The organism is Streptomyces sp. NPDC006235, assembly GCF_040613735.1.
Taxonomy (GTDB): Bacteria; Actinomycetota; Actinomycetes; order Streptomycetales; family Streptomycetaceae; genus Streptomyces.
In genome coordinates this window covers 16,443-32,654 of the sequence record NZ_JBEXSR010000042.1, presented here as the reverse complement: position 1 = coordinate 32,654, position 16,212 = coordinate 16,443, and the positions used below count along the sequence as shown (strand labels likewise).

Genomic DNA, 16,212 nt, shown 5'->3' with positions numbered 1-16,212 from the left:
CGGTCCGATCGGCGGCCCGGTCAGCGGCCCAGATACCGGGGCTTCTCCTTGTTGACGAAGGCCTGCACCGCGATCGCGTGGTCCTCGGAGGAGCCCGCCCGGGTCTGGAGCTCGTCCTCCTTCTCCAGGGTCTGTGCCAGGGAGTGCGTCAGGCCGTAGGCCATCGACTCCTTCAGCGCCGCGTACGCCACCGTCGGCCCCTCGGCCAGGGCCCGCGCCACCTTCTCGGCCTCCTCGCGCAGCTCCCCGGCCGGCACCAGCCGGTTGGCGATGCCGAGCTCGTAGGCCTCCTGCGCGCTGATGCTCCTGGGGAAGAGCAGCAGGTCAGCCGCCCGCCCGGGGCCGATCACCCGCGGCAGCGTCCACGAGATGCCCGAGTCGGCGGTCAGCGCCACCCCGGCGAACGAGGTGTTGAACGCGGCCGTGTCCGCCACGATCCGGTAGTCCGCCGCGAGCGCGAAGCCGAAGCCCGCCCCGGCCGCCACCCCGTTCACGGCGGCGACGACCGGCTTCGCGGCCTCGGTCAGCGCCCGCACGATCGGGTTGTAGTGCTCCCGCACCGTGCTCATGGTCTGACCCGAACCGGTCTCCCGGTCCTCGGCCAGCAGGCCGATGTGCTCCTTGAGGTCCTGTCCCACGCAGAACGCCCGGTCACCGGCGGCCGTCAGCAGCACCGCCCGTACGGCGGTGTCGTCCGCCGCGGCGCTGACCGCGTCCCGCAGGGCGACCTTGGCCGCCACGTTCAGCGCGTTCATCGCCTCCGGGCGGTTCAGCGTGATCGTCGCGAGTCCGTCGCTCACCTCGTAGAGCACGGTGTCGGCCATGGAGTATCCCCTCCGTGTCGCTGCTCGGGGACGTACCGGTCGGTACGTCCCTGGTCTGAGGACAGCATGACGGAGATCGCCGGGGGTCGACCGGACCGGACGTGTGACCTGCGTCAAAGAATTCTCGCCCGTTTTCGTTCGGCGGATGTGTGTGCGGTGGCGGAGTATCGCAGTCACATCGCCGAATTGAGTGGTTTTGCTCGCGTGCGTTGCCCAAGCGATGCCGACTGATGTTGGTCATCGGGTCCTGAGATGCGGGATAATGGCTTGGAAGCAATGTGTTCGATGCCGGTGTCGCGTGTCCTGCCTCAAGGACCGCACTGTGCCCTTCTTCAGGGGTCCGTCGGCCTTGACGATGAGCTGGGTTTCAGGAAGGGGAACGAGCATGGCGGCCATGAAGCCGCGGACGGGTGACGGCCCGCTCGAGGTGACCAAGGAGGGGCGGGGCATCGTCATGCGCGTTCCGCTCGAAGGCGGCGGTCGGCTCGTCGTCGAGCTGACCCCGGACGAGGCCGACGCCCTGGGCGACGCCCTCAAGAAGGTCGTCGGCTGACGCGCAAGCGACCATACCCTTTCAGCTGCCCCGGCATCACATGAGGTGCCGGGGCGGCTGTTTTCTCAACCGCGTCTCTCGCCTGCCCCGGGTTCGGTCCGGCTAACGTGCTGCCCGGCTACCGTTTCACCGCGCACAGCAGCCCGTCGCCGACCGGCAGCAGGGACGGCACCAGCTCCTGGCTCTCGCGCACCGCGCGCAGCAGCTCCCGCAGCCGCAGCACCTCGGTGGGCTGCGGACCGGAGTCCACCGTCCGGCCGTTCGCGAAGGCGCCCTCGAAGACGACGAGCCCGCCGGTGCGCAGCAGCCGCAACGATTCAGCGAGGTAGTCCATGACCTCCAGGCGATCACCGTCGCAGAAGACGAGGTCGTAGCCGGCGTCCGCGAGGCGGGGCAGCACGTCCAGGGCGCGGCCCGGGATGAAACGGGCCCGGTTGCTGGCGAAGCCGGAGGCGCGGAAGGCCTGGCGGGCGAACTGCTGGTGCTCCGGCTCGGGATCCACTGTGGTCAGAACACCGTCCGGGCGCATACCGTGCAGGAGGTGGATCCCGGAGACGCCGCAGCCGGTCCCGATCTCCGCGACGGCCTTGGCGTCGACGGAGGCGGCCAGCAACCGCAGCGCGGCGCCCGTGCCGGGCGACACCGAGCGCAGACCCGCCTCACGGGCCCGGTCGCGGGCCCAGTGCAGCGCGTCGTCCTCGGCGACATAGGCGTCGGCGAACGCCCAGCTCGTCTGCCGGTTGCCGGTAATGACCCTCTCCTGTCCCCGTGAATGCCTGGGCGTGACTGTATCCGTTGGGCCCGGGAACCCGCAGATGGGACCGGTCGTTTAAAGGGGGAAGCGACTGGCGCGGGGCGTGACGGGGGGCAGGCAGTGGATCGAGGCGCCGAGCAAGTGGCGACGCAGCAGTACGAGGCGTATCAGCCCAGATCAAATTCTCGTAAAACCGCTTATCCGGTCCTAACGGGCGAGGTGGCTATGGTAGGGGCTCCACTGGACACCACCAGAGCTGACAGGGGAGGTGCGGCCGCGCCTGTGGATAGGGGAGGAGTGCTCCGGCGCTTCTTCACATCGGCGGGCAGGCCGACATCCGTGAACGACACTGCTGACCACAGCCACGCCGCTGACTTCGCCCAGACCGCGACCTTCACCACCGACGCGGACGGGCAGGCGTGGACTCCGCCCACGTGGGAGGAGATCGTCAGCACGCACAGCGGCCGGGTCTACCGGCTCGCCTACCGCCTCACCGGCAACCAGCACGACGCCGAGGACCTCACGCAGGAGGTCTTCGTCCGTGTCTTCCGTTCCCTGTCGACGTACACGCCGGGCACCTTCGAGGGCTGGCTGCACCGCATCACGACGAACCTGTTCCTGGACATGGTCCGCCGCAAGCAGCGCATCCGTTTCGACGCGCTCGGAGAGGACGCGGCCGAGCGGCTGCCCAGCAAGGAGCCCTCGCCCCAGCAGGTCTTCAACGACGCGCACTTCGACGCGGACGTCCAGCAGGCCCTCGACACCCTCGCCCCCGAGTTCCGCGCCGCGGTCGTCCTGTGCGACATCGAAGGACTGTCGTACGAGGAGATCGCCGCGACCCTCGGCGTCAAGCTCGGCACGGTCCGGTCGCGGATCCACCGGGGCCGCTCGCAGCTGCGCAAGGCCCTCGCGCACCGCTCTCCGGAGGCGCGCGCCGAGCGCCGCTCCTTCATGCCGCGTGTACCCGCCCTGGGAGGAGGGGGCGCGAGCGCGTGAGCGGATCACGGCCGAAAGCTTCCGAGGGTCACCTCGCAGAGCAGCACCTTGGAGACCGACTCTCCGCCCTGGTCGACGGAGAGCTCGGTCATGACGCGCGCGAGCGCGTACTGGCGCATGTGGCCACCTGCCCGAAGTGCAAGGCGGAGGTGGACGCCCAGCGCCGGCTGAAGAACGTCTTCGCGGAGGCGGCCCCGCCGCCCCCTTCCGAGAGTTTCCTGGCCCGCCTGCAGGGACTACCCGCGGGCGGCGGCCCGGACGGTGATGCCACGCCGCCGGGCGGGGCAGCGCTGCCCGGCGGACTGTCCGGACGGTTCGGATCGTCCGGAGCCTTCGGAGCCAAGCGCGGCGACCGGTTCGAGTTCGGATACGTCCCGGCCCGGCAGCACGCCCCCGTGCTCCCGCCCTCCGCCGGGAACCAGGGCCTCCGCTCGGGCGGGCGGGGCCTGCCGCCCGACGACCGCGGCCTTCCCGCGGGCAGCCGGGGCTTCCGTATCCACGACGTCGGGCGGCAGGAGCCCGACAGATCCTCCTCGCGGCTGCGGTTCGCCTTCGCGGCAGCCGGGGCCGTGTCCCTGGCCGCGATCGCACTGGGCGGCGTCACGGCCGGCACCCCGACGGACACGGAGGCCCGCGGCGGCGCCGGCACGGGAAGCAACGTGACCCCGATGCGCACGCAGGGCACGGGCGCCGCGGCACAGCCCGAGAGCCAGCGACGCCGCAGTACGGGGCCGCTGCTCGGGCAGATGTACGGCCAGAGTGTCCTCGGCCGCACCCCGGCCGCCCCGACCGAGGTGTCCGCACCGCTGCTGCCGGGTGTGCCGCACTCCGCCGCCGGGCAGCACGCCGTACACGCGCTGGCCGCCCCGGTCATGGCCGGTGCCGCCGTCGTGTCCCCGCTGATACGTCCGCTCGAGGCGGCCCCGCCGGCCGCCCTGACCTCATGGTCGACGGTCCCCGAGATCGCGGCGCCCCTGTTCGCGGCGCCCCTCCCGGAGACGACCTCGTCCCCCTCTTCACCGGCCTCCTCCCGTACGGCCCGCTGACCGGCCGCTGCGCGGCGGCGAGCGAACCTGATTGAATCCGGGGGTGGCGCCCGCGGCCGAGGCGTGGCCCTGGCGCCGATTCGACGAACTGCGGCTACCGCCGTCGAGCCGTGCCGCGGCTGTGGGGAGAGCATGAACGAGGGGAAGCCCACGAAGGCCAAGTGGTGGAGCCGTCCTCGGCCGCAGGGCCTTTCGGGGGAGCCGGAGAGTACGGGGCAGGCGCCGGCGGACTCGGCCGACACCGACGGTGACTTCGAGCTGGCGCGGCCTGCCGCGCGGCAGGCCGAGGCCGACGGCGACTACGAGCTGAGGCGCCCCGAACAGCCGCCGGCCGACAGCGAGCCCGCCGTGCCCGCCAGGGGCGCCGAGAAGGGCGTTCCCACCACGTCCGCCGTACCGGCCCAGGGAGGACCGGCCGGGAGCGCGGTGGAGGCCGGGGGCGCCGTCTCCGCCGTGTCGGCCCCGGACAGAGCCGCCGGGAGCGCCGTGGAGCCCCGGAGTGGTGTGGAGGCCGGAGGCATCCCCTCCGCCGTGCCGACCCCCGACGGGCCCGCTGGCAGCGCGGTGGAGACCCGGGGCGCTGTGGACGACGCGGGTGCCTCCGCCGGGCCGACCTCGGGCGGATCTGTCGGGAGCGCGGTGGAGACTCGGAGTGCTGTGGAGGGCGGGGACGTCCTCTCCGCCGTGCCGGCCCCGGGCGGGCCCGCCGGGAGCGCTGTGGAGGACGCGGGTGCCGCCTCCGCCGGGTCGGTCGATGGGCGGCCCAGGCCCCTGCACGATCCCGACCCGTACAGCACGCCGCCCTACGGTGAACCCGGGCCCTGGGCGCCCGCGCCGCCCGTGCAGCATCCGGCGGCGACTCCGGCGCGCGGTGCGGTGACGGCGGACCAGCCGGCCGTGCCCGGCACGCCCGTCACGCCGCCGCAGGGGACGCCGGTGGCTCCTCCCGGCATCCCCGCGCCTTCCGTACCCCTCCCGCCCCCCAGCGCCCCCGTGCAGGTGCCCGCCGCGGCCGTCTACGCCGACGCTCAGCCCCCGGCGCCCGCCGCCGACCCCTGGCAGCGCTACGACCCCTGGGCAGCCCCCGCGGTCCTCGGCGGCCACGGCCCTCTCCAGCAGAACGGGGCCGGAGTGCTCAGCACGGAACAGCGGCGCCGACGGGGCAGGAAGGCGCTGTTCGCCGGTGCCGCGCTGCTCGCGCTCGTGTCCGGAGGCATCGGTGGCGGCATAGGGACGTATCTGGAGCGCAACGGCGGCATCGGGACCGTCGAACTGCCGCAGGCCGGGAAGGAGCCCGCAGGGCGGGACGCGGACAGTGTGGCCGGGATCGCCGGGCGGGCCCTGCCGAGCGTCGTCACACTGCATGTGAGCGGCTCCGGCGAGCAGGGCACGGGCACCGGCTTCGTGCTCGACACCCGAGGGCACATCCTCACCAACAACCACGTCGTGCGGGCCGCAGGGTCCACCGGCGAGATCACGGTGACCTTCAACGGCGGGGAGACCGCCGAGGCCGAACTCGTCGGCCGGGACAGCGGCTACGACCTCGCCGTCGTGCAGGTGAAGGGCGTGCGCGGACTCACCCCGCTGGCCCTCGGCAACTCGGACAACGTGCAGGTCGGCGACCCGGTCGTGGCCATCGGCGCGCCCTTCGACCTGGCCGGCACCGTCACCTCCGGCATCATCAGCGCCAAGCAGCGGCCCATCACGGCGGGCGGCGAGAAGGGCGACGGCAGCGACGTGTCGTACGTCGACGCGCTCCAGACCGACGCCCCCATCAACCCGGGCAACTCCGGCGGGCCCCTGCTCGACGCCAAGGCCCGGGTCATCGGCATCAACTCGGCCATCCGGTCGGCGGACAGCGGCTCCGAGCTGGACGGCGGCCAGGCCGGTTCGATAGGCCTCGGCTTCGCCATACCCATCAACCAGGGCAAGCGCGTCGCCGAGGAACTGATCAACACGGGGAAGGCGACCCACCCGGTCATCGGCATCACCCTCGACATGGACTACACGGGCGACGGCGCCCGCGTCGCCGCCGAGGGCAGTGCGGGCGGACCACCGGTGACCACGGGCGGTCCGGGCGCCAAGGCCGGCATCAAGGCGGGTGACGTCATCACTCAGGTCGACGGCCAGCGCGTCCACTCCGGCGAGGAACTGATCGTCAAGACCCGGGCCCGCCGCCCCGGCGACCGGCTGGAGCTGACCGTGGAGCGCGGCGGCAAGGAGCGGACGGTGTCGCTCGTCCTCGGGTCCTCCGGCGGCAGCTGAGCCGTGATGTCCGGCACATACAGGGACGAAGAAGGCAAACATTGGGGAAAGCGCTCCCACCGGCCGCACTCGGAGGTCTCGGGACGGTACCGGTCGGACAGGATCGCCGGGTACCGTGGATCCGGCCCGGACCACGGCAAGACCCCCATGACCACCGAGGGCCGAGGACCGAGGACATCGCTAGGAGCTTCAGGTGTTCAATGACATAGGACCACTCGAGCTGGTGACGCTCATCGTCCTCGCCGTGCTCGTCTTCGGTCCGGACAAGCTCCCGAAGGTCATCCAGGACGTGACGCGCACGATCCGGAAGATCCGTGAGTTCTCGGAGAGCGCCAAGAACGACATCCGGGAGGAGCTGGGCCCGGAGTTCAAGGACTTCGAGTTCGAGGATCTCAACCCCAAGACGTTCATCCGCAAGCAGCTGGACAACGAGGACCTGGGGCTCAAGGAGATCCGCAACGGCTTCGACCTGAAGAAGGAGATGGCCGAAGTCACCGACGCCGTCCACAGCCGGGACTCCGACTCGTCCTCCTCGTCGTCCACCGGCTCGTCCGGCGGCCGTATCGACATGACGAAGCAGCCCGAGACCCCGGCCCGGGACGACCGGCCGCCCTTCGACGCGGACGCCACCTGAGCGACACACCGGGGCGTACGCCAGGGCGTACGCCCCCAGACGCGCGTGACGCGTTTCATACTCCGGTCGGGCTGTGTAAGGCCTGAACCAGGCGCCCGTGCGGCTCACGCGCCGGGCGGTTTCCCTGCTGCTCGCAGCGGTGTGGCTATGCTGCCGAGTTGATGGGCGGGCCGTACTGGACCAGCAACGCCGCCCGAAGGGGGGCGGGCCGTTCCGGCCCGACGAGAGCGAGGAGGCGTCCGGGCATATGGAGACGACGAGTCGGGCAGTCGCACAGGCGCCGACCGCGGAGGGCGGACAACAGGTCCCCTCCGCCCGGCGCACGGTCGACGGCTACCTGCGCGCGCCCTTCCCGTGGTACGGCCTCGACGAGGCGTTCACGGGGCCGCGCTGGCTGATGCAGGTCGGTACGGCGGCCGACGGAGCCGTGGAACACGGGTCGATCGGGCACGGTGACGAGCCCACGGTGCGCAACGAGCATGTCGCCGGCGGCGATCCCGAGGCCAAGGAGAAGTTCGCGGTCGTGGTGACCGTGGCGGCGAGCCCCTCACGGCGCAGTGCGGACGGCACGGGGCTGCTGGAGGCGACGTCGGTGTCCTCGGCGGCATGGCTCGCAGGTGTGGGGCTGCTGTCCTTCACGTGGCCCGGGCAGATGGACCACTCCCTGCGGGACGACTGGCTGGAGCAGCAGACGGAGACGGCGTGGGTGCTGGCGGATGACCTGGACGGGGCCGACTGGTCGACGTTGTCGCTGCCGGTGGACGGTGTGCCGACGGAGTTCCACTACCGGGAGTCCGAGTTCGGGTGGGTGCTCGCCGGTTCCACCACGGCCGGGGTTCATGTCGGGGCGTACGGCAGGGGCATGAGCGCGTACGGGCTCGGCTTCGCCGTGGTCAAGGACATCGCCTCGTACGCCTGACGTGAGTGTGGGGCGCCGCGGGATTGCGGCGCCCCTTCGCGTAGGCGTACAGCATGCAGGGGCGGCTGCGGGTGCGATGTGGTCGCTCGCGCCCACGCGGCGGAGCCGCACATCGATACAGCCCCGCGCCCCTGGAGGCGCTGCCCCAAGGGCGTTCTGATCTAGAACTTGTTCCTCGGAGTGATCCCCAGGGACAGGCCCGACAGGCCCCGCTGCCGTCCTCCCAGCTTTCCGGCGATCGCCCGCAGGGCCGAGCCCGCCGCGGAGTCCGGGTCCGTCAGGACCACCGGCTTGCCCTCGTCGCCGCCCTCGCGCAGGCGGACGTCGATGGGGATGCTGCCCAGGACCGGGACGTTCGTTCCGGTCGTGCGGGTCAGGCCGTCGGCGACCGACTGGCCGCCGCCCGTGCCGAAGACGTCGACCATCTCGCCGCAGTGCGGGCAGGGCAGGCCGGACATGTTCTCGACCACGCCGACGATCTTCTGGTGGGTCTGGACGGCGATGGAGCCGGCGCGCTCGGCGACCTCGGCGGCGGCCTGCTGCGGGGTCGTGACGACCAGGATCTCGGCGTTCGGGACCAGCTGCGCGACGGAGATCGCGATGTCGCCGGTGCCGGGCGGCAGGTCCAGCAGGAGGACGTCCAGGTCGCCCCAGTACACGTCCGCCAGGAACTGCTGGAGGGCGCGGTGGAGCATCGGGCCGCGCCAGACGACCGGGGCGTTGCCCGAGATGAACATGCCGATGGAGATGACCTTCACGCCGTTCGCCGACGGCGGCATGATCATGTTCTCGACCTGGGTGGGACGGCCGTCGGCGCCCAGCATGCGCGGCACGCTGTGGCCGTAGATGTCGGCGTCGACGACACCGACCTTGAGGCCGTCGGCCGCCATCGCCGCCGCCAGGTTCACCGTCACCGAGGACTTGCCCACGCCGCCCTTGCCGGAGGCGACCGCGTAGACGCGGGTCAGGCTGCCCGGCTTGGCGAAGGGGACCTCGCGCTCGGTCTGGCCGCCGCGCAGGGCGGACGCCAGCTCGCGGCGCTGCTCGTCGCTCATCACGTCGAGCGTGACGTCGACGCGCGTGACGCCCTCCACGCCGGAGACCGCCTCGGTCACGCGCTGCGTGATCGTGTCCCGCATCGGGCAGCCCGAGACCGTCAGGTACACCGTGACCGCGACCGCCCCGTCCGCGCCGATCTCCACGGACTTGACCATCCCGAGTTCGGTGATGGGCTTGTGGATCTCGGGGTCGTTCACCGTCGCCAGTGCCTCGCGCACCGCGTCTTCCGTAGCCATAGGGACGATGGTACGGCGCCTTACCGTTGCGTAGGAAAGGCTGTCAGCGGTCGTCTGCGTCACGTCCCGGTGACCGTTCCGCCGGGAATACGACCGAGCCGTGACGGTGGCCGTTGTGCCGCTCCTCCAGTTCCTTGACCACGTCCTGGAGTTCCGAGCGGATCCAGTCGCGGGTGGCGACCTCGCCCAGGCCGATGCGCAGGGCCGCGACCTCGCGGGTCAGGTACTCGGTGTCCGCGATCGACCGCTCGTTCTGCTTGCGGTCCTGCTCCAGATTGACCCGGTCGCGGTCGTCCTGCCGGTTCTGCGCGAGCAGGATCAGCGGGGCGGCGTACGAGGCCTGGAGCGACAGCATCAGGGTCAGGAAGATGAACGGGTACTCGTCGAAGCGCAGGTCGCGCGGGGCGAGGCTGTTCCAGGCGACCCACAGGATGATGACGGCCGTCATCCAGACCAGGAACCGTCCGGTGCCCAGGAAGCGCGCGATGCGCTCCGACAGCCGTCCGAAGGCCTCCGGGTCGTACTCGGGCAGGATCCGGCGCTTGGGCACGCCCGGCTGGTCGAGGCGGGGGGTGCGCGGCCGGCCCGCGGCCGTCGAGCCGGACGGCGTGCGCTCGCGCAGGGTCTCGCGCTCAGGAACCATCGGTCGCCACCTCCTCCTCGTCCAGGTGGAACTCCGTCTCCCGCCAGTCCTCCGGGAGCATGTGGTCGAGTACGTCGTCCACGGTCACCGCGCCCAGCAGCGAGCCGGCCTCGTCGACCACGGGCGCCGCGACCATGTCGTACGTGGCGAAGAACCCGGCGATGGCGTGCAGGTCCGCGTCGGGGTCGAGCGGTTGCAGGTCGCTGTCCACGATCGAACTGACCAGGGAGGGCGGTGGCTCGCGCAGCAGGCGCTGGAAATGGACCGTGCCCAGGTACTTGCCGGTCGGCGTCTCGTCCGGTGGCCGGCAGACGTAGACCTGGGCGGCCAGGGCGGGGGAGAGGTCCGGGTTGCGGACGCGGGCGAGGGCGTCGGCGACGGTGGCGTCCGGGCGCAGCACGATCGGCTCGGTGGTCATCAGACCGCCCGCCGTGCGGTCCTCGTACGACATCAGGCGCCGCATGTCGGCCGCGTCGCCGGGCTGCATCAGGCTCAGCAGCCGCTCCTGCTCGTCCGTCGGCAGCTCGCCCAGCAGGTCGGCCGCGTCGTCGGGGTCCATGGCCTCCAGGACGTCGGCGGCGCGCTCCTCCTTCAGCTTGCCGAGGATCTCGATCTGGTCGTCCTCCGGGAGCTCCTCCAGCACGTCGGCCAGCCGGTCGTCGTCGAGGGCGGCGGCGACCTCGGCCCGGCGCTTGGGGGAGAGGTGGTGCAGGACGTTGGCCAGGTCGGCGGGGCGCAGCTGCTCGAACGTGGCGAGCAGGTTCTCGGCGCCCTGCCCCTGCTCCTCCAGCGAGAAGCCGGTGACGGCGGTCCACTCGACGGTCAGCGCCTCGCCCTTGGCGCGCCGGAAGGCACTGCCCTTGCGGCCCTTGCGGACGAAGACCCGGTCGATCTCCCACTCCCGGCGGGCCGGCAGCTGATGCACCGACAGATCGAGGACGGTGACCTCCTCGCCGGTCTCGGTGAGCGTGACGCGCCGGTCCAGCAGTTCACCGAAGACCAGCCGCTCGGTGGGCCGCTGCTCGAAACGCCGGACGTTGAGCACGCCGGTGGTGATGACCTGGCCGGACTGGATGGCGGTGACCCGGGTCATCGGCAGGAAGATGCGGCGGCGGGTGGCGAGTTCGACGACGAGGCCGAGCAGCCTCGGCGGTCGCTGTGCCATCCGCAGCATGACGACCAGATCGCGGACACGCCCCACCTGGTCGCCGGCGGGGTCGAAGACGGCGACACCGGAGAGGTGCGATACGAAGATCCGGGGGGCGCCCGCTGCCATGGCCGCGGCTCCTTTTCGTGCGGGGTGTTCCGTGCTGCCTGACTGTGTGCCTGTCTGTGTGCCTGTCTTTTCCGAATTGCCCGCTCGGGTGGGCTTCAGGCTAGCCCGTCCTGATCGGGGACGCGTCGGCGGGCCCACCGGACGGACTGGCTCCGACCTGCCCGCATGTCCCCGGTACCCTGCGGTACGCCGTTCAGGTCTCCCGTCAGAGAGGCAGCCCCACCTGTGACTCCGATTCGCCAGGGCCGCAACCACCGTGCCGCACTCGCGAGCGTGATGTGCGTACTGGCCGTGACCGGAACGGTGCTCACGGGCTGCGCGGAGGAGGATCCCAACGAGGGCACCAACGGGGTCGGCAGACTGCCCGCCGAGAAGATCCAGGCGAAGACCCGTACGGCCGCCGAGTCCGCCGGGGCGGTCCGGGTGCACGGGAACGTCGTCAGCGGCGGGCGCACGTACGCGCTCGACATGCGGCTGAAGACCGACGGTGGCGAGGGGTCGGTCACCACCAAGGGGACGACCTTCCGGCTGCTGCGCGTCGGCGAGCAGCTCTTCGTCATGGCCGACGCGGAGTTCTGGAGTCATGGCGCGGGCCAGGGCGGGGAGGGCGAGGCGGACGCCGCCGCGGCCGCCAAGCTCGGCGGCAAGTTCGTGAAGGTGCCGCAGGGCGACCCTTCGTACAAGAAGTTCAGCGGTTTCACGGACAAGGGTGTCCTCCTCGACGGTCTGCTGACCCTGCACGGCAAGCTCGCGACCGAGGGCCACGACGAGCAGGCGGGCATCCACACCATCCGCATCTCGGGCGACAAGGGCTCCGGCGGCACCCTGGAGGTGTCCCTGGAGGGCAAGCCGTATCCGCTGCGCCTGGAGCGGGCCGGTGGGGCGGGTACCCTCACGTTCTCCGCGTGGGGGCAGGACTTCTCCCTGAGGGAGCCGGATAAGAACGAGACGGTGGACTACGGCAGGCAGCTGCCGGCCTCGTAGGCCGTGCAGGCCGTCAGGTGCGTTTGCGCTTCTTCAGCAGCAGGCGGGGCAGACCCGCCGGAATCGGCCGGCGGGTGGTCGCCGGGGTCGGCAGCGGCGGCTCGGACAGGGAGTCGTCGGGCAGCGGTGCCCTCGTCCCGGTCGGCTCCAGGCGCAGTACCCGGCACTCGCGGGCCCAGCGCTCGGTCATGGCCTCGCCGTCGGGCGCGTTCAGCCGTTTGCCCTTGAGCTCGGCGACCGCCGCGTCCCACGCCTCCGAGCCCGGCGCGAGTTCGGTGACCCGCGCCGCCCAGGAGACCAGCCGGCCCCCCTTGTCCTTGCTGCGGACCGTCACCTGAGCCTCGGCCCCGTCGGCCAGATGCGGCAGCGGCTGCTCGCCGGGCCCGTCGCCGACCAGGCACGCGGCGCCCTCGTGCCACACGTGCCACAGCGCACGCGCCGGGCCGTCGGGGCCCTGGACCCAGACGAGGCCGGACTTCTTCGTGGCCTCCTCGACGAGGGCCTGGCCGAGCAGCTCGCTTGTCATGGCCCCCAGCCTATCCACGCCGTTCACAGCCAGCCGTTCCGCTTCAGCGTGCGGTGGATGCCCAGACAGATGACCACCGTGATGCCCATGATCACCGGGTAGCCGTACCGCCAGTGCAGCTCCGGCATGTGGTCGAAGTTCATGCCGTACACCCCGCACACCATCGTCGGCACGGCGATGATCGCGGCCCACGAGGTGATCTTGCGCATGTCCTCGTTCTGCGCCACGGACGCCTGCGCGAGGTTGGCCTGGAGGATGGAGTTGAGCAGCTCGTCGAAGCCGAGGACCTGCTCCTGGACCCGGGCCAGGTGGTCGGCGACGTCCCGGAAGTACTTCTGGATGTCCGGGTCGATCAGCCGCATCGGCCGCTCGCTCAGCAGCTGCATGGGCCGCAACAGCGGCGACACGGCCCGCTTGAACTCCAGCACCTCGCGCTTGAGTTGGTAGATCCGTCCGGCGTCCGAGCCGCGCGGCGAGCCCTTGCGCCCCGGGGAGAACACCTCGGTCTCGACCTCGTCGATGTCGTCCTGCACGGCGTCGGCGACCGCGATGTAGCCGTCGACGACGTGGTCGGCGATGGCGTGCAGCACCGCCGAAGGGCCCTTGGCCAGCAGCTCGGGGTCGTCCTGGAGCCGGTGCCTGAGGGCCCGCAGGGAGCCCTGTCCGCCGTGCCGGACGGTGATGAAGAAGTCCCGTCCGGTGAAGCACATGACCTCGCCGGTCTCGACGACCTCGCTGTTGGCGTCGAGCTGGTCGTGCTCCACGTAGTGGATGGTCTTGAAGACCGTGAAGAGGGAGTCGTCGTAGCGCTCCAGCTTGGGCCGCTGGTGGGCCTGGACGGCGTCCTCCACGGCCAGCGGGTGCAGCCCGAACTCACTGGCGATGCCCGAGAATTCGGCCTCGGTCGGCTCGTGCAGGCCGATCCACACGAAGCCGCCGTCGCGGCGCGCCAGGCGCACCGCCTCGTGCGGGGTCAGCGAGGTCTCGGTCTCGATGCGGCGGCCGTCCCGGTAGACGGCGCAGTCGACGACGGCGGAGGACGTCGCGGGGCTGCGGGTGGCGTCGTACGTCCCGCCCTCCTTGCGCAGCGACACGCGGGACGGACGGACGACGGCGCGCAGGTCGCGGATCATCGACATGGCGGGCTCCTTCGCGACAGGCAACGAAAAGGCGCCGGACCCGACAGGTGGAACTACCCGGAATGAGGACGTTGGGACTGATGATGTTTGGCACGTCCACAAAGCGGGGAGCACCGCACCGTCGCGGTGGCGAGTCTCGTTACTGATTCAGCTACTGAGGCAGATCAGGCAAAGCGAAACGAAGCGCTCTTCCGCGTGAAGCGAGTGCGAGAGGTGGCGACCAGCCAGAGCCAGAACAGCTACGTCAGCGGCGGGAAGAGCGTGGTGCTACTGCACGGTCGACTTCGGTCCATTGCAGTCCCACCTCCTCCGGCCGGTCCCTCGTAAGGGAGTTCCTTCGGCGTCGGGGCTTGATCGCGACGCTTCTGCGTGCTGCCCCGAACCACCGGGCAAGAGTATCAGTCGCCCGACGTGTCAAGGCGCTTGTTTGCCCGCTACTGACGAGTTCTATGCTCGCCGCATGGCACATGTTCTTCCTCTGGTCGAAGCCCGGTTGCGCAGCGCGCTGGGCGAACCGGACGGGCGCGCGGCGGTCACCTTCCTGGGCACGGACCGCATCGAGGTGCTCCGCTTCCAGGAGGGAGAGATCGTCCGCTACGCCACGCTCGGCATGTCCGCGCACCCCATGACCGAGCCCACGGCGGTGGTCGCCGACCCGGTCAGGGGCCCGCGCGCCGAGCTGGTCCTCTCGGTGCGTGCGGGGCTGGCCGACACCGACAAGGTGCTCCGCCCGCTCGCCGTACTCGCCGCGTCTCCGCAGGTGGAGGGCCTGGTCGTGGCCCCGGGAGCCTCGCTCGACGTCGGCGAACCGCTGTGGCCCGGCGCTCCCTTCACCTCGGTCCTTGTCGCCGAGCCGGGCGGCCTGGTCGAGGACCTGGAGCTCGACGAGCCCCTCGACCCCGTTCGCTTCCTGCCGTTGCTGCCGATGACCCCGAACGAGGCCGCCTGGAAGCGCGTGCACGGCGCGCAGGCGCTCCAGGAGCGGTGGCTGAACCAGGGGACGGACCTCCGGGATCCGTCCCGGAAGTCCGTCCCGCTGGAGTGAGGAAGCTCACCAACGCTTGGCCGTGAAGCGTCAGTTGGCGAAGACGGCGACACCGTCCTCGGTCGCGTGCTTGGGCTCCAGCTCCTCGGCTTCGTGCGTGAGGGCCTTCCGCCGTACGACGACCACGAGTGCGCCCACGACCGCGGTGACCGCCGCCACGACGAACGGGATGTGGAGGTCGGTCCACTCCTCGATCTTCGGCGCGAAGTAGGGGGCGGCCGCCGCGGCGAACCAGCGCACGAAGTTGTAGCCCGCGCTCGCCACCGGCCGGGGCGCGTCCGAGACGCCGAGGGCCAGCTCGGTGTAGACGGTGTTGTTCACGCCGATGAAGGCGCCGGACAGGATCGTGCAGACGACGGCCGTCGTGTGGGAGCCGTAGCCGAGCACGAGCACGTCGGCCGCTAGCAGCACCAGCGAACCGCCGAGCACCTTCAGCGAGCCGAACCGCTCCTGGAGCCGGGGCGCCACGATCACCGAGAAGACGGCGAGCAGCACACCCCAGGCGAAGAACACCGCACCCGACCGGTACGGGCTCATGTTCAGCACGAACGGCGTGAAGGCCAGCACGGTGAAGAACGTGTAGTTGTAGAAGAACGCCGAGACCGCCGCCGAGGCGAGGCCGCCGTGGCCGAGGGCCTTGACCGGGTCAAGGAGCGAGGTCTTGCGGGCCGGCTTCGGCTGCTCCTTCAGGAACACGGTGATGCACAGGAAGCCGATCGCCATCAGGAACGCCGTCCCGAAGAACGGGTAGCGCCAGCTGGCGTCGCCGAGCAGGGCGCCCAGCAGCGGACCGCACGCCATGCCGAGGCCGAGGGCCGACTCGTACAGCAGGATCGCCGCCGCGCTTCCGCCGGCCGCCGCGCCGACGATGACCGCGAGGGCCGTCGAGACGAACAGCGCGTTGCCGAGGCCCCAGCCGGCCCGGAAGCCCACCAGTTCGCCGACGGATCCGGAGGTGCCGGCGAGTCCGGCGAACACCACGACGAACGCGAGGCCGAGCAGCAGCGTCTTCCGGCCGCCGATCCGGCTGGAGACGAAGCCGGTCACCAGCATCGCGACGGCGGTGATGAGGAAGTACGAGGTGAAGAGCAGGGAGACCTGGCTGGCCGTGGCGTGCAGGCCCTGGGCGATGGACGGCAGGATCGGGTCGACGAGTCCGATGCCCATGAAGGCGACGACCGACGCCCCCGCGGTCGCCCACACGGACTTGGGCTGCTTCAGGAGGCCGCCCGCTCCGGCGTCGAAGGGGTCCATTGTGTGCTCCCTTTCCCGGACGAAAGTAGTTGGTATATACATATACTAAGTTAGAGAGG

Annotated in this window: 16 protein-coding genes; 8 read left to right on the top strand and 8 right to left on the bottom strand. The window is 71.2% G+C overall.

Going from position 1 to position 16,212, the window contains the following annotated elements; all coding sequences use genetic code 11:
• Positions 1-20 precede the first annotated feature (20 nt).
• Positions 21-824, bottom strand: a complete 804-nt coding sequence (locus tag ABZ192_RS34630; RefSeq protein WP_356928444.1) for an enoyl-CoA hydratase-related protein — start codon at positions 822-824, stop codon at positions 21-23.
• Positions 825-1,209: 385 nt separating this feature from the next.
• Here ABZ192_RS34630 and ABZ192_RS34625 point away from each other — a divergent pair, with 385 nt between their 5' ends.
• A complete protein-coding gene (locus tag ABZ192_RS34625) occupies positions 1,210-1,377 on the top strand; it encodes a DUF3117 domain-containing protein (protein ID WP_003966491.1) in 168 nt (55 codons plus the stop codon).
• Between the two features lie 118 nt (positions 1,378-1,495).
• Here ABZ192_RS34625 and ABZ192_RS34620 read toward each other — a convergent pair whose 3' ends face one another.
• The gene (locus ABZ192_RS34620) at positions 1,496-2,194 is read right to left on the bottom strand and encodes an O-methyltransferase (RefSeq protein WP_356928492.1); all 699 of its coding nucleotides are present in this window, start codon (positions 2,192-2,194) and stop codon (positions 1,496-1,498) included.
• Between the two features lie 162 nt (positions 2,195-2,356).
• Between ABZ192_RS34620 and sigE the strand changes: the two genes are divergently transcribed.
• The 5 genes from sigE (at position 2,357) to ABZ192_RS34595 (ending at position 7,991) form a co-directional block, all read left to right on the top strand.
• The gene (gene sigE / locus ABZ192_RS34615; protein ID WP_356928443.1) at positions 2,357-3,127 is read left to right on the top strand and encodes an RNA polymerase sigma factor SigE; all 771 of its coding nucleotides are present in this window, start codon (positions 2,357-2,359) and stop codon (positions 3,125-3,127) included.
• A 68-nt stretch (positions 3,128-3,195) separates the two neighbouring features.
• Entirely contained in the window at positions 3,196-4,173 is a 978-nt protein-coding gene (locus tag ABZ192_RS34610) for a zf-HC2 domain-containing protein (protein WP_356928491.1), read from the top strand.
• Between the two features lie 132 nt (positions 4,174-4,305).
• Positions 4,306-6,438, top strand: a complete 2,133-nt coding sequence (locus tag ABZ192_RS34605) for a trypsin-like peptidase domain-containing protein (RefSeq protein ID WP_356928442.1) — start codon at positions 4,306-4,308, stop codon at positions 6,436-6,438.
• Between the two features lie 193 nt (positions 6,439-6,631).
• A complete protein-coding gene (locus ABZ192_RS34600) occupies positions 6,632-7,072 on the top strand; it encodes a sec-independent translocase (RefSeq protein ID WP_356928441.1) in 441 nt (146 codons plus the stop codon).
• 247 nt (positions 7,073-7,319) lie between these two features.
• Positions 7,320-7,991: a hypothetical protein gene (locus ABZ192_RS34595; RefSeq protein WP_356928440.1), complete on the top strand. Its 672-nt coding sequence runs from the start codon at positions 7,320-7,322 to the stop codon at positions 7,989-7,991.
• Between the two features lie 161 nt (positions 7,992-8,152).
• Here the strand turns inward: ABZ192_RS34595 and ABZ192_RS34590 are convergent, their stop codons facing one another.
• Genes ABZ192_RS34590 through ABZ192_RS34580 form a run of 3 tightly spaced genes read right to left on the bottom strand, consistent with a single transcriptional unit; the run spans position 8,153 to position 11,205 of the window.
• Entirely contained in the window at positions 8,153-9,286 is a 1,134-nt protein-coding gene (locus tag ABZ192_RS34590) for an Mrp/NBP35 family ATP-binding protein (protein WP_356928439.1), read from the bottom strand.
• Positions 9,287-9,329: 43 nt separating this feature from the next.
• Positions 9,330-9,929, bottom strand: coding sequence for a DUF1003 domain-containing protein (locus ABZ192_RS34585; protein ID WP_356928438.1), 600 nt, complete (start codon positions 9,927-9,929; stop codon positions 9,330-9,332).
• A complete protein-coding gene (locus tag ABZ192_RS34580) occupies positions 9,919-11,205 on the bottom strand; it encodes a CBS domain-containing protein (RefSeq protein ID WP_356928437.1) in 1,287 nt (428 codons plus the stop codon). Before ABZ192_RS34580 ends, ABZ192_RS34585 begins: the two co-directional genes overlap by 11 nt.
• Positions 11,206-11,430: 225 nt before the next feature.
• Here ABZ192_RS34580 and ABZ192_RS34575 point away from each other — a divergent pair, with 225 nt between their 5' ends.
• Entirely contained in the window at positions 11,431-12,189 is a 759-nt protein-coding gene (locus ABZ192_RS34575) for a hypothetical protein (protein WP_356928436.1), read from the top strand.
• Between the two features lie 13 nt (positions 12,190-12,202).
• Here ABZ192_RS34575 and ABZ192_RS34570 read toward each other — a convergent pair whose 3' ends face one another.
• Both ABZ192_RS34570 and ABZ192_RS34565 read right to left on the bottom strand, forming a co-directional pair.
• A complete protein-coding gene (locus ABZ192_RS34570; RefSeq protein ID WP_356928435.1) occupies positions 12,203-12,715 on the bottom strand; it encodes a hypothetical protein in 513 nt (170 codons plus the stop codon).
• A gap of 23 nt (positions 12,716-12,738) precedes the next feature.
• The gene (locus tag ABZ192_RS34565; protein ID WP_356928434.1) at positions 12,739-13,854 is read right to left on the bottom strand and encodes a magnesium and cobalt transport protein CorA; all 1,116 of its coding nucleotides are present in this window, start codon (positions 13,852-13,854) and stop codon (positions 12,739-12,741) included.
• A gap of 460 nt (positions 13,855-14,314) precedes the next feature.
• Here ABZ192_RS34565 and ABZ192_RS34560 point away from each other — a divergent pair, with 460 nt between their 5' ends.
• The gene (locus tag ABZ192_RS34560; protein WP_356928433.1) at positions 14,315-14,899 is read left to right on the top strand and encodes a suppressor of fused domain protein; all 585 of its coding nucleotides are present in this window, start codon (positions 14,315-14,317) and stop codon (positions 14,897-14,899) included.
• A 30-nt stretch (positions 14,900-14,929) separates the two neighbouring features.
• On the opposite strand, the gene ABZ192_RS34555 is transcribed toward ABZ192_RS34560, so the two are convergent.
• On the bottom strand, positions 14,930-16,153 hold the full coding sequence (locus tag ABZ192_RS34555) for an MFS transporter (RefSeq protein ID WP_356928432.1): 1,224 nt from the start codon (positions 16,151-16,153) through the stop codon (positions 14,930-14,932).
• Positions 16,154-16,212 lie beyond the last annotated feature (59 nt).